The following is a 13,868-nucleotide window of genomic DNA, read 5'->3' on the forward strand; positions in this document are numbered from 1 at the left end:
TTATGCTTCGTTAGATGCTTTCAAAATACGACTGCATGGTCTATTTTTTCCATAAAAAATAAGACATTCCCACCATCCATGGCGGTCAGATACTGGAGGTAGAGTAACGCAGGAGCTTGTTACCGAGAATTACTATTCGCTTCAATCATCTGCCTTGCCTACAGCACTTTGAACTCCCGCTGAAAGATCACATATTTAATAGGATTGGTATAAGTAGGGTTATAAAACTGAACCCAAACCTTTCATTAATAAATCAACCGTGCCGTCACCACCACTTTGCTGTAGATAGTTTTTAGCGATATCAACCATAGGGGCAATATATTCTTTAGAAATTCCCAGTTTTTCAAAAGTATCATATACCATCGCACTACCTTGTAATGCAGAACCTAAACTGCCCGCTTTTGATAATAATCCTGACATTCCACTGTCTGACGACAATGCAGGCACTGCAGCAAGTAAACTGTCTGCATTAGGAATGCTGCTGGTTAATTGACTGAAATCATTATCACCTAAATTGCTTTGTGCCAAGCTGAGTAGCGAGCCTAGCCCACCTTCAGCTTGGTTTTGAGACAAACCAAGTTGTGACATAACGCTGCCAACTAAAGCGCTTGATTGTTCAGTTACTTCAGATTGCACTGTTGTTTTAGCTTGTTCTGTCACTGGTTTTTTCGTCATTTCAGTCACGCTGTCTAACCAACCCGCAGATGCTGGTGCAGAGAACGCAAAGACAGTAACTAGTGCGGGTAATACGGTTGTTAATTTCATTATTCGTGTCCTGTAATGTGGCGCGATATTTAAACTTTGGCGTCATTTTAACCTGATTTACGTAAATGCGACAGGTGATCGTGTTTTTTGATCATTAGACTTGTGCAAAATGTGCTTTTTTTGGGTATCCTAGGCGCAATATTCGTCGTCAATAGATTACTGGAACCCACATGTCATTGTTTGCAATTTTGACTGAAGCATTTAACTTTTTTCGAAACCACATCCGTCAGCTGGCCACACTGACTTTGCCGTTACTGTTAATCCAAGTCGTTATTCAACTTTGGTTAGGTAATGAAATGATCCAGGCAGATATTGAAAATCCACAATTTGGTGCTATTCATGCTGCAGCAATGATGGTGCTATTGTTGGTGTTTTCATTTTTAATTGCTGCGTTAACATTGTTTTTAGAGTTACGCTCTCAGGGGCACGAGCTTACGTCTGGGCAAATTTTAGCGGCAAGCTTACCGTTTGTTCCGCCATTATTACTGGCGGGAGTGTTTTCTGGTTTGGCGATTTTAGCGCCGGTGATGATTTTTGCTGCATTTGGCCCACTGTGGTTGATTGGCTTAATTGTTAGTTTGTATTTGTTTTCTCGCCTCGCTTATGTGAACTTTATGGTAGTAGTAGAGCGTTTAACACCTTTAGAAGCAATTAAGAGTAGCTTTAAGTTTAGCGGCCCTATGACCCTGAAAACGATCGCGGTATTACTGTTATACGTGCCTTTGTCTCTGTTGGCGGGAATGTTTTCACAAGTGGCGATGCAAGTTGGTTTTTCACTGCAGTTGCTCGTTGAGACCACATTTTCGTTTTTAGGCTTATTCGTCAATATCGCCTTGTTTAGATTGTATATGGTTAACCGTAAAACTCCGGATGCAAATGAAGCGGAAGGGTAAACATTTTACCGACATTCAAAAAGGAGAGCCCATTGTTAAATGATATTGAGTTTATTGATGGTTTCTCTGCTGAGTTGAGTGACGATTACCGTTTAGCCAAAAGTTATGTTCGTGATATTCCTACCCAAGCGTTAGTGTATATTAGAAGTTTTACTCACAAGTTAGCGGCCCAATTAGCTCAACAACACGGCATCATATTCAACTCTGCAAATTTATATGATCGCATTGAGCAGCTAAATCAACAGCGGGTTATTGATGTTTCTGCTGTGCGGGCATTACACCGACTGCGTAGTGACGGGAATCGCGGCGCGCATCCCGAAAAATATCATTTAACTCAAGTTCAGCTAATTAATATTGCTGAAAAGTCGATCCACCATATATTGCAGCTAATTGAAAAACTGTATAAACCTTTACATAAACGCACCGCTCCCCATTATCAATTTGAAGCATTTGATTCATTCGCTGGTCGCGACTTGTGTTATCGCGCCGTCATGAAAAATGAGCCCGAAGCTCAGTATTTGGTAGGGATGTCGCTTAAAGCTAAAGGTTTGATGTTACAAGAGCAGGAGCGCGCTCTAGCGCAAAATATTGATACTCCAAACTCAAGTTCATCAGGGTTAACATCTGCTGAACAAACCTCCGCGGATGTGTTTTCACAAGCTGCGCATTGGTTTTTTGTTGCGTCTGGCCAACATAAAGCAGCATTATTCGAACATGGTGTTAGTTTGCTGCATGGCTATAATGGTACAGCTAATTCAACCGAAGGTGAGCAGTTTATCGCGCAAGCCGCAGAACATGGTGTGGTCAATGCACAAGCTTTGTTAGGGTTCTTTTATCTGGTGGGCAGTGAACAATTTGACGTCGATCTTAATCAAGCTGAAACATGGCTGACACTGGCCGCTAATGCTGAAAATGCTGAGGCCATGTCTAATCTTGGGGTGTTGTTTTATCAAAATCAGCAATTCGAACAGGCTTTCTTGTGGGTCAGTAAAGCCGCGAAAACCGGTTATCCCCACGCACAATATCATTTAGCATTGATGCTTGAACAAGGTCTAGGTTGCCAGATTGATATCACCGTCAGCCACAAATGGATGCAAGAAGCGGCCGAGCAAGGCCAATTAGATGCAATGTTGCGCTGCGGTAGTGATATTTTGCATAACGATGCCGCCAGCAAACAACAACTTGAGATTGCAGAACACTATTTACATGAAGTTATTAAATATGGCCGTAATGTTACCGCAATGATTGAGCTTAGTGTGGCGTTAGCTGACGGCATTTTAGGACGTATTGATGTGGTGCAAGCGGCATATTTATTACAACAAGCTAAGCTGCACGCTAACGATATTCAATTGCAAGTCATCGAACCGTTATGGCAGTCGTTAATGATACAAATTGAAAGTGTCATTGCACTCAATCCTACAGATGATGAGTTGACCGCTTTGCAACAAGCCAAGCGTTTACTCGAATAATGATGCTTTATTTCACTGTAGTTAAAGCTATTTAGCATCAATTCTATTCATTATGTGCTTAATCAGTGCCACTCTGGTTTCAATATGAGGCTTATCGTTGAAACAATGGTTGGATCCTTATCTGTCCATTGCCCAATACTTTTAGGCCAAGCTAGGTATTTGATCAGTCATTTTTAGGGAATAATGGTATTGGTCGACAAACGCCGTAACCTTGTGCAAAATCAACTCCCATGTCGTCGAGAATATCTATTATTGATTGATTTTCTGCAAATTCAGCAACAGTCGTTTTTCCCATGATATGACCTATTTGGTTAATGGTTTCGGTTATTGCTCGATCGACTGCATCATGCTCTAAATTTTGCACAAAGCTGCCATCGATCTTGAGATAATCAACAGGGAGACTTTTCAAGTATCCAAAAGAACTTGTGCCAGTGCCAAAGTCATCTAGCGCAAATTTGACTCCGATATTTTTACAAGCCGTGATGAACTCGATTGCCGAACGCATGTCTTTTACTGCCGCAGTTTCTGTTATTTCGAAACACAAGCATTTTGGCTCTACATTATATTTTGTGATTTTTTCTTTTATAAAATCAAGTAAATCAAGTGAGTTAATTGATACACCGGAAAGATTAATATTGACCATCAAGGTCTTATCTTTGTGGTTTTCTTGTAATATGTGAAATCCAGACAAAACCCTATTAATGACCCAGCGATCAATTTCAGGGACCAAGTTATATCGCTCGGCCGCAGGAAGAAAAAGACCTGGAGGGATGATCTCACCTTCCTCTGATATCATTCTTAATAAGACCTCAAAATGTAAACATGATCCATCATCTGAACTGAGAGAGCGATAGGTCTGATGGTACAAAATGAAACGATTGTCTTTTAACGCGGAGTTAATACGTCCTACCCATCCTGTTTGGCTTCTCCTATCAGCCAATTCTATATCACTTTCTTTGTACTGGCATACCTGATGACGTCCCTGTTCTTTCGCCCAATAGCAGGCAGAATCAGCCTGACCTATAACTTCTTTGCAGTTAAAGTTAGCGTTAACGATTGCAGTAAGACCAATGCTTATTCCAACTGTAAATATTTGATTCTCAAAATTAAACTTAAAATTCTCAACTGATCTTAGCAAGGTTTGAGCAATGAGTTCTCCTCTATCATCATCGCAACATTCAAGAAGAAGGCCGAATTCATCGCCCCCAAGACGGGCAAGTGTGTCACTTGCTCGTATTTGTGAGCACATGATACGAGATAATTGTTGGAGCACATCATCGCCTGCACCATGCCCACATGTGTCATTTATAACTTTAAAACGGTCGAGGTCCATGTAACAGACGATGAATTTTTGACCATTTTCATTGGTTTTATCAATGGCTTTTTTTACACGATGTTCAAATTCACGACGATTGACTAATCCAGTCAATAAATCATGTTTGGCCTCCCAGGACTGCCGTTCAAGATGTTCTCGGGCGACAGTGACATCACGTAAACATAAAACACCACCAACTAATTTACTTTGCCTGTCAAATATGGGTGCAGCTCGCTCTTCTACGGCAATTTTAAGGTTGCCTGGTATTTCGAGCATACTGCGCTCGTTGCATGTGGCCACATTGCCGGAATCTAGCGTTTCTTGAAGGGCACTGCTAATGGAAAAACCAGTGTGCATATCTGTAAGTTGTAGGTGGTCTGATATCCGCTTTCCTTGTAGTTCAGCAAGAGGCTTACCAAGCATTATTTCTGCAGGCTGGTTTAAATAGATAAGGTTTCCCTTAACATCAGAGAGTAATATTGCATCAGTGATAGAATGTAGTGTCGTAACAGCTCGCTCTTTTTCTGCATACAGTTCATCAGAAATTCTTTGTAACGCCTTAATTGGCAGCAATCGCAGCACAAGTAAAATAAGTAACGCTAACACCAAGCCAAAGAGAATAGCCAAAAGTGTATTTTTATATATGGTAGACAGTGACGCGCTAATAATGATTTTCCCAACCACTTTATCTATGTCATAAAGTGGATAACTCCGTTGCACGCTAAAGCTTGTTAATTGATTTCCAGATGTAGTGACGACGTTACCTTCTTGATCGAGTATCTGAATATACTCGTTTTCCAACAAAACAGGCTCTCTACTGAGCACTCCTTGTAAGCGGTTTTCTGCATACATCCATGTGTAGGGGAGCGTTGTGATTAGATCGGCCTGAGCATGAGCTTTAATTTTAGCTTTAAAGCTGAGTGACTGTGATAGGTTATTGTATGCGGTTAGTACGTAGCCCACAGGCAGGCTAATACCGACCAACAAGGAAATTAAAAGTGCGTAATGAGTTAAGGTTTTTGCTAATCGCGTATCTTGTGTCGATAACATCTAATTCAACCTAGTCAGGTATATAATTTCCGTTTTTCTCCAAAATATCTTTTCCTATTGGAGATTGAACGAAGTTAATAAAATCAGCAACATGAACCGGAATATTTTTGGGAAGTATAAAATACAGATGTTTGACAATAGGGTAGTCACCTGCAATGGCTGCTTCTACCGTGGGGTGAATACCGTTTAGGTTTAGAGCATGAATCGATCTTTTTTCAGAAAGGATTAATGCTAAAGTCGTTACACCGAAACTGCCTGGCGTGATTTCAATCTTATTAACAGCTTCTTGATCAGTTGAAGCAAATAACAACCCAGAGCGTTTCTCTGCGATGTTGATAGCCTTTTCAAGGGTTGGTGACAGTTGTTTCAGCTGCTTGGTATTATCGTCGTTTGTTTGACGAATGATTGGCCGGATCAGTTCTCCATTTGGCCATTCTTTTTGTTTTGCTTCATAAATATCAATAAGTTGGTCGGTGGTTATATCATTGATATGTAAATTGTTAGATACCGCAATAACGGTGGGGGTGCGGGCATATTCAATGACGATTGTTTCAGAAGCCTGCTTACTATTATTGAATGGGCGGGCGCTTAGTCCAATATCGATTTTTCCACTTGGCACCGCTTTTATTGCACCACTACTGCCAATACTGGGTAGAATGGTAATATTTATGCTTGGATTCAATTTTTGGTAGGCGTCGGCCATTAGCTGCATTGTGCCGAGGGCGTTTCCTGTACCACCGATGATGATTTGTTCTGCCCATGCTGATGAGCAGATTAAATAGCCCATAGAAGCAAGCGAAAAACAGGAAAAGGTTATCCATTTTTTACATGTTAAAAACATAATTACCCTCTTTTTAAATTATGGAGAATGACATCCACAATACGATCAATCACTTAAAAGTGCGGTAAGTGTTTAACCCCTGTTTTATGCAACCAGGCTTATTATTTACTCAAATAGTTTGTCCATCATTATGAATTTATCTCACTACCAACTGTAACGCTATTCATAAGCGATTTAGCTAATGTAAACTCTTCACATGCTCAAGGTGATGAGTGTTGTGTTCTGGAGTGATGACTATTACGTATAAGACTAGTACACATAAGATTAGTCTATATACAGCGAATGGTTATATTTTTACGTTAAATCAATCAATAATATATCTACTGCTTCTTTTGGCGATAGTATTGGTTTTCATTAGTCGATTTAAGTACAAAATATGACCTACATAAACCTCATAATAAAATGTAACATTGCCATGTTATTGGTATTGTGAGCTATCTATAAAAATCATATTAAAAAATAACTGCATAAGGTCAAGAGTGGAGTGTGGATGTTAACATTTAGCGATTATAACGGATGGATCGGTGTTGTGACTTAGGTTGCGGCTTTATCCACTATCTACACCCTCGATAACGCTTGCCGATGATAAAAATATGTAGTGGTTCATTGTTAATAGGGCAACTGGTTTTGTTACTGCATGTTGCCCGTCTGCGGTTATGGTGAGTTAACGTGAGAGACGTGTTACGGGTAAAATACGCTGGGTATATTCCAGCTGATTACGCTCTGTTCTCCTTGCCAACTCTCGATGGTTAACCAAGCTTTGTCCTCTGGGGTTAATGCCTTAGGGGCGATAGCGTGTACTTCTTGTCCATGCTGACTTCCGTGTAAAATACCCGCATCTCCTAGTTGCAGTTTAGCCAGTGGTAGTGGTTTTGTACCGATATTGAAATATGCTTGACGAATATCGTCTACATTTCCTTTATTAAATAACAGTAAAAAGTCTTTAGTGTAAGTACCATCATGTAGATACGGTGGATCGAGGTTATAAGGTATCGGTGTTATTTCAAAGGAGCCAAGATTTTGGGTTTCCCAGGCGTCAGGGAATTTAGGAAATAGCGATTGATATAAAAAGTAACAAGTTAAAATTAACAGTAGTCCATTTATTTTGTACTTGTAACGATTCCATATAGTGTTGTTAATACGGGCCATTAGTTATCATCCTGCGGGACTAGTTGTTTAAACGGTTCTGGAGTGGTTTTTGATAACGAATCGAGGCTATCGGTTCTTGCTGCTTTTACTGTGCGGCTTCCCCAAATCAGAAATCCCGTAATCGACATACCCGTTAAGAAAATACCAAATATAAACCAAATCACTTTTGTCCACAGTCCACCAATCGTGCCGTAATGTAGAGGATTGGCGATATGAGATAACGTTTGCAAAGTGGTCATGGTTGTAGGGGTTCTTTCACTTTCAACGGTTCCTGTCCAAGGGTTAACGGCTACACCGTATGAGTATTGGTCATAGAAAATGTCATCGCCTTCGCCAAAAATTTTATAAGTATCTCGATTATGTTCTGGAAGCATAATATAAGTACTTTTGAAATCTGGAAATGTTTGTTCTGCAATATTCAAGGCATTTGCTAAGGTGTATGGTTTCACTGGAGGGGTTGCCGTTATGGCCGGAAGTTGGCTTACTTCCACCAAGGGGGGGTGAGGATCGATGTCGATATGGTTTTGCCACATGATGGCTTGAGTTAAGTACCATAAGCCTGTAAGGCTCATTAACATCAAAAACCAGATAGACCAAACACCTGCTAATCGGTGTAGATCGGTCAGAAGTGTTTTTTTACCTTGGTTTACACGTAATTTGGGTTGGGTAAAAGATTGCCAAAATTTCTTATAAATCACCAACCCTGATGTGAGCGCCCCCAACATAACGATTGCCATCGAACATACAATGTAATAGCCCCAACTGTAATTATTTTGCCACGGAAATAACAGCCAACCATGCAACGACCGCATAAAGTTAGTAAAGGTCATACCAACATTGATTGCTTGTATTTCACCAGTGTATTGATTGACATAGGCGATAGCGTAAGGCTTGTCGCTGTCTGTAAAAATGACCGCGTTAACCAAATACGACTCGAAACTCATTACTGTCGTGATGTTTGCCGTTGGGTGTGCTTGTTGCACAATTTCAACTAATTCTGATGCGGGCTTTTCAGCTAGATTTTGTGGGTTATTGGCGCGTGATTCTGGATTAGTAAGCCAAGTTAATTCATGACTGATAACTGAGATGGTCCCCGTGAGGCAGACAAAACAAAAGATTATCCATATGGGTAATGAAAACCAACCATGAAGCTTAAACCAAAAGCGATTACTAAGTTTTGCCATGTGTGTTCCGAATTATTCCGCGAGCTTTAAAAGACGACATCCCCGAGCATGCTAATAGGTTCAATGACAGATTTCAATATTATTGAGTGATAATTATTATCATTTCTAAACTTTTGTGTTAATTGTCGCATTTTCAATAAGAGAATTTGCTGATGCTATTGCAAATGATAATCGTTGTTAATACCATTGCCGCCTGGTGGCTATTTTATCCATAGCTGTTAATTTTATTCTTCGCTAGAAAAAGAAATATATAAGGCAAAACATGAAACCTAAACACACCTATGCACTTTCATCATTGGTTTTGGCTATGGGCTTTCTAGTACAACCGCACGCTTTTGCTGCTGAACAAGAGCAAGATATTGAAAAAATTGAACAAAATATAGAAAAAATACAAATTTTAGGTGTTCGTTATAAGCGAGTTAGCCAGGGCGCTACTGGTTTAACCATGGAAATAGATGAGACACCTCAGTCAATCAGTGTTGTCACCAATGAACAAATAACAAATTTTGGGGCTAATAACCTTAATGACGTGCTGAGACTTGCCACTGGTATTAATGTTGAAGAATGGGAAACGAACCGAACTCAATATACTTCTCGCGGCTTTGAGATTAAGAGTACCCAAATTGATGGTGTAGGTTTACCGAATGATTGGGGGATTGTTACCGGTGCAATGGAATCTTATGGTTATGAAAAAATTGAAGTTATTCGTGGAGCAAATGGCTTACTCACCGGAATAGGTAATTCTGCTGGTACGATTAACTATGTGCGTAAACGCCCCACTAATGAAAATGAAGGTGAAGTAGGTGTTTCGTACGGTTCGGATGACTTTAAACGTGTACAAGCGGATTACTCAGCACTTTTAACAGAAAGTGGAAGTTGGGCTGCTAGGGTTGTTGCTGTTGTTGAGGACAAAGGGTCATACTTAGATGGTCTTGAAAATAATCGTGGCTATATTTATGGAGTCGTTGACGGACAGTTAACTGATAACTCTACACTCACGTTTGGTTTTTCATACCAAGATGCCAATACTGATGGTAACACATGGGGTGGTTTAGTATTTAATTATACCGACGGCACTCAAGCCGAATGGGATACGAGTGCAACCACTACGCAAGAATGGACGATGTGGGACACTATCAATACAACTGCTTTTGTTGAATATGCTTATATTTTACCGAATGATTGGGACCTTAAAGTGGCCTACAATCATCAAGGTGTAGAAGATCAAAGTAAGTTATTTTATGCCTCTGGGACCATTGATAAAGAAACCGGTTTAGGATTAGGAGGTTGGCCTGGTCGTTATGATACGGATTTCTCTGCAGATATTTTGGACATCACCACCATAGGAGATTACAGCTTATTTGGCAGAGATCATCAGCTAACATTAGGGTTGAGCGGTTCTCAAAGTAAAAAGTATATGTACCAACATCCATTCGACTATGCAACTACAGCTGCTTATGGACCTACTCCTGCATTTCCTTATGGATTGGATGCAATCCCAGAGCCTGAGTGGGGCGATAAAGTTGAATATTCCGATATCGATGTTACCTTACTACGCGCTTATGGCTCGACTAAGATAAACGTCACAGACAACATATTTGCAGTCGCAGGTTTCAATGCTATTAAATATACTCGAGAAGGCATTAATAGCGGTGTAGACATTGATAACGACGAGAGTGAAATCAGTCCATATGCCGGTGTTGTATATAGCATCACAGATGATATCAATACCTATTTTAGCTATTCAGATATTTACCAACCTCAAGAGCAGTATGATTACGATGGATATTTTTTAGCTCCTACTAAAGGCGTAAATTACGAGCTAGGGGTAAAAACCCTGTGGCTTGATAATGACTTAATGGCAACATTTGCGGTCTTTAGTGCAGAACAAAATAACCTTGCAAGCTACGCTGGATTAAATGCTGCTGGAAATTATTATTACAAAGGTATCAATGTCGAATCGAAAGGTTTTGAATTTGAGATGACTGGACGCATAACTGACAACTTAAATGCCGTGTTTGCTTATACGCTTCTAGATGTAGAAGATGATGAAGGGGAAGAGGCAAATGAGTGGGCTGCACGCAATGTTATTAATTTCTCGGTAGATTATACATTACCACAACTGCCCGAAGTGGCTATTGGGTTTGGTGGTAGATGGCAGTCAAAGACCAAAAACGTTGATTACAATGTCGAGCAAGATGCCTATGCAGTGGTTAATGCTTTCGCAAGTTGGGATATTTCTGAAGATCTTAATCTAAGAGCAAATATTAACAATTTGACCGATGAGAAATACATTAACAGTTTGTCTACTATCGGTTATTACGGCGCACCAGTAAACGGTTCTGTTAGCTTAACTTACCACTTCTAAGCTATTAATATTGTAGATAATGGCGATTGAAAAAACGCATTAAGCTGTATTATTTAGCTTAATGCGTTTTTTATTGAGCCTTTGCAAAGCTAGATTCCTCAAATGGTTTTCCTTTAAATCGATTTAAATTCTAATGAGTTCAGGGGGAGAGCAAATATGCTATTTTTCGTTTGCGTAATACCAAAACTATTACTTTCTCTTTGTCTTCTTATCATGTTCAATTTGTAAATGTGCCTTGAATTGAAAAACCTGAGAGACTCCATTCTGGCGGGTTTCAAAGTCCTTTATGCTTCGTTAGATGCTTTCAAAATACGACTGCATGGTCTATTTTTTTCCATAAAAAATAACACATTCCCACCATCCATGGCGGTCAGGTACTGGAGGTAGAGTAACGCAGGAGCTTGTTACCGAGGATCACTATTCGCTTTAATCATCTGCCTTGCCTACAGCACTTTGAACTCCCGCTGAAAGATCACATATTTAATAGGATTGGTATAAGACGCTGCGCCCTGGGCATAAAGCTAAGGGTAAGTTTATTAACTAAGCCCATTTGTCATCCACCAAGATGAGGTTACCCGTTTGTCTAGGCTACAGATTGTTGCTCAGCTGGTTGGGTAACTTCATCGTGTTTTGTACTATAGAATGCTGAGAGTTCCTGCAATAGCGTTTCGCGGCGGATGACGCCACATAGACGGCCATTTTCAACCACTGGGTATGCACTTGGTACCGCTGCTGATGCATCACGTAAACGTTCTTCGTAACTTTGATAACCACCGCTGATATACATGCCTGAATCTGTAACAGGAAATAGTTTCTTTTTATCCACCACCATAAACTCAAGTAACTGAGCCACTTTTTCTGTTGGTGCGACAGTGAGCATCTTGGTTTGCATAATGTCTTTTACTGAAATGGGCAATTTTGAAGCAAATTCTTCAGACCATAGTGAGCGCATTAAATCTTGTTCTGAGATAAAGCCTAATAACTGATTATTATGGTCGACCACTGGGGCATTACGCAGATTGTTATTTGATAGCAAAGTAAGCGCTTGATAAATCGTAGTATCAACAGAAAGCGTGGTCGGTTTAGTGTCCATTAGATCGCTAACGATTAGTTTTTGGATTTTATTTTTCATGGCTAAGTACTCTTGATTAGGTTGATGTTGAGTTTGTGACGTAATATTTGATTGTTGAAACGGATCTGAGATAGATGTGCTTTGCGTGTAATCTTGTGTGTGTTTGATGGGATTAATGTGTAGTGATGCCATCTCATCAGCCATTTTTGTAGGTGTATTTTCTATCCAGTAATAACCTAGACCGACAAATACTGCGCCCCCAAGAATGTTGCCAAGGGTTACCGGAATAAGGTTATGAAGTACAAAGTTACTGATGGTAAGGTCCGCAAAAACGTGTGGCATGATTCCTAAGGCAATGAAGTATTCGTTTCCGGCAAAGTGTTGAATCGCGATGCCAAGTGGCACCATAAATAAGTTGGCTATGCTATGTTCAAAGCCGCTAGAGACGAACATAGCAACTGGCAATATAAGAAGTAATGATTTAGCTAGAGCGTCTTTGCAGCTAAATGTCATCCAAACACCGAGACATACAAGTAAGTTACATAATGCCCCCAGCGCAAATGCTTGACTCCAATCATGGTGAATTTTGTGTTGTGCAACATGCAGTGCATTGAGCCCCCATGCGTTGCTGTCTAGAGCATGCATTTTCGACATCATGACCAATATAAGTATCAGCATTGCGCCACATAAATTGCCAACATACACGCGCATCCAGCAACTCAGTAGTTGCTTGGTTGTGACCCGCTTTTGTGCCCAAGCAATAGCGCTTAGTACGGTACTGGTAAAGAGCTCTCCACCGAGCACAACAACGAGAATGAGTCCTAAACTAAAAGCGATGCCGCCACTAAACCTGACTAATCCCCATGAGGTCTGGTCCGATCCTGTGGTAACGGTAAGGTAGAAGACAAATGCTAACGCAATGAATGCACCAGCAAATACTGAGAGGCCAAATGACTGCCCAAAGTGTTTCGTTACTTTAGCCTGGCCATATTCAGCCGCTTTTTCAAAAGGGCTTATTGCTATGGGGTTATCAACTACGGCAAGGTGACTTATTTGCCTGATATTCATCAGCTGCGGCGCCTCTTGGGCGTGATGCCCTTTCATGATGTCTTCCACGATGCATTGTTGACCCCAAATGGAGGGGGATTCATATCTGCTATGTACATTGATAACTCCTTGAGTTTGTTTGTTGAGTTGTTTGTGCAATTTCAGAATACAGAATAAAACGTAAAATAATATTGAGACTTTCTTAGGTAAAGCATCAATAAAACTGATGGGCGATTTAGCGCATTGCGGGGCTTTGAAATGAGTTTTTTAAGCGATTTAGCAACGCTAATATGGCAAACGAAAATGCGCGTAAAAAGAGGTATCGACTTCACAAAAGGCAGTGTTATGAGACCGTGAAGGCTTAGTTACATCCGCAAAATAAAACTGATACCCAGTATCAATTTTTAATGGTAAGGATTTTGGCGCAGACGAATTGGATTGTAGAAGAAGGAAAAAATGCAATATGTGTGATTAACATGCAAACGGAATCATTGCATGATTATGGTAAGGGCTGTCAAATTTTAAGGTTGGGTGATGAATCGATTTAACTTGCTGTACTGCTGGTAAACACCCCTATTGAGTTATACTAATCCTATTAAATATGTGATCTTTCAGCGGGAGTTCAAAGAGCTGTAGGCAAGGCAGATGATTGAAGCGAATAGTGATCCTCGGTAACAAGCTCCTGCGTTACTCTACCTCCAGCATCTGACCGCCA

The 13,868-nt window shown here is 40.4% G+C and carries 9 protein-coding genes; 3 read left to right on the plus strand and 6 right to left on the minus strand.

All coding sequences use genetic code 11. From position 1 onward, the window contains the following. Nucleotides 1-219: 219 nt before the first annotated feature. Nucleotides 220-765, minus strand: coding sequence for a DUF2780 domain-containing protein (locus tag ACWXWT_RS17135; RefSeq protein ID WP_456042787.1), 546 nt, complete (start codon nt 763-765; stop codon nt 220-222). Nucleotides 766-935: 170 nt separating this feature from the next. Between ACWXWT_RS17135 and ACWXWT_RS17140 the strand changes: the two genes are divergently transcribed. Continuing rightward, nucleotides 936-1,658: a hypothetical protein gene (locus tag ACWXWT_RS17140; protein ID WP_456042788.1), complete on the plus strand. Its 723-nt coding sequence runs from the start codon at nt 936-938 to the stop codon at nt 1,656-1,658. A gap of 32 nt (nt 1,659-1,690) precedes the next feature. Beyond that, entirely contained in the window at nt 1,691-3,127 is a 1,437-nt protein-coding gene (locus ACWXWT_RS17145; RefSeq protein ID WP_456042789.1) for a DUF4145 domain-containing protein, read from the plus strand. Between the two features lie 163 nt (nt 3,128-3,290). Here ACWXWT_RS17145 and ACWXWT_RS17150 read toward each other — a convergent pair whose 3' ends face one another. The 4 genes from ACWXWT_RS17150 to ACWXWT_RS17165 all read right to left on the minus strand — a co-directional run bounded on the left by ACWXWT_RS17150 (nt 3,291) and on the right by ACWXWT_RS17165 (nt 8,666). Further along, on the minus strand, nt 3,291-5,492 hold the full coding sequence (locus ACWXWT_RS17150; RefSeq protein ID WP_456042790.1) for an EAL domain-containing protein: 2,202 nt from the start codon (nt 5,490-5,492) through the stop codon (nt 3,291-3,293). 10 nt (nt 5,493-5,502) lie between these two features. After that, complete coding sequence (locus ACWXWT_RS17155; RefSeq protein WP_456042791.1) at nt 5,503-6,333, minus strand: substrate-binding domain-containing protein; 831 nt, start codon at nt 6,331-6,333, stop codon at nt 5,503-5,505. Nucleotides 6,334-7,014: 681 nt separating this feature from the next. Beyond that, on the minus strand, nt 7,015-7,482 hold the full coding sequence (locus ACWXWT_RS17160; RefSeq protein ID WP_456042792.1) for a hypothetical protein: 468 nt from the start codon (nt 7,480-7,482) through the stop codon (nt 7,015-7,017). After that, on the minus strand, nt 7,482-8,666 hold the full coding sequence (locus ACWXWT_RS17165; protein ID WP_456042793.1) for a PepSY-associated TM helix domain-containing protein: 1,185 nt from the start codon (nt 8,664-8,666) through the stop codon (nt 7,482-7,484). Before ACWXWT_RS17165 ends, ACWXWT_RS17160 begins: the two co-directional genes overlap by 1 nt. A 262-nt stretch (nt 8,667-8,928) precedes the next feature. On the opposite strand from ACWXWT_RS17165, the gene ACWXWT_RS17170 reads away from it, so the two are divergent. Beyond that, nucleotides 8,929-11,034, plus strand: a complete 2,106-nt coding sequence (locus ACWXWT_RS17170; protein ID WP_456042794.1) for a TonB-dependent siderophore receptor — start codon at nt 8,929-8,931, stop codon at nt 11,032-11,034. Nucleotides 11,035-11,617: 583 nt separating this feature from the next. On the opposite strand, the gene focA is transcribed toward ACWXWT_RS17170, so the two are convergent. After that, the gene (gene focA, locus ACWXWT_RS17175; protein ID WP_456042795.1) at nt 11,618-13,210 is read right to left on the minus strand and encodes a formate transporter FocA; all 1,593 of its coding nucleotides are present in this window, start codon (nt 13,208-13,210) and stop codon (nt 11,618-11,620) included. Nucleotides 13,211-13,868 lie beyond the last annotated feature (658 nt).

The sequence above is a fragment of the Shewanella sp. A22 genome (assembly GCF_053850585.1).

What these genes read in the sequence shown, in the direction of transcription:
- ACWXWT_RS17135 (WP_456042787.1), bottom strand. Translation starts at nt 765, where the DNA reads ATGAAATTAACAACCGTATTACCCGCACTAGTTACTGTCTTTGCGTTC.
- ACWXWT_RS17140 (WP_456042788.1), top strand. Translation starts at nt 936, where the DNA reads ATGTCATTGTTTGCAATTTTGACTGAAGCATTTAACTTTTTTCGAAAC.
- ACWXWT_RS17150 (WP_456042790.1), bottom strand. Translation starts at nt 5,492, where the DNA reads ATGTTATCGACACAAGATACGCGATTAGCAAAAACCTTAACTCATTAC.
- ACWXWT_RS17155 (WP_456042791.1), bottom strand. Translation starts at nt 6,333, where the DNA reads ATGTTTTTAACATGTAAAAAATGGATAACCTTTTCCTGTTTTTCGCTT.
- ACWXWT_RS17160 (WP_456042792.1), bottom strand. Translation starts at nt 7,482, where the DNA reads ATGGCCCGTATTAACAACACTATATGGAATCGTTACAAGTACAAAATA.
- ACWXWT_RS17165 (WP_456042793.1), bottom strand. Translation starts at nt 8,666, where the DNA reads ATGGCAAAACTTAGTAATCGCTTTTGGTTTAAGCTTCATGGTTGGTTT.
- ACWXWT_RS17170 (WP_456042794.1), top strand. Translation starts at nt 8,929, where the DNA reads ATGAAACCTAAACACACCTATGCACTTTCATCATTGGTTTTGGCTATG.
- focA (WP_456042795.1), bottom strand. Translation starts at nt 13,210, where the DNA reads ATGAAAGGGCATCACGCCCAAGAGGCGCCGCAGCTGATGAATATCAGG.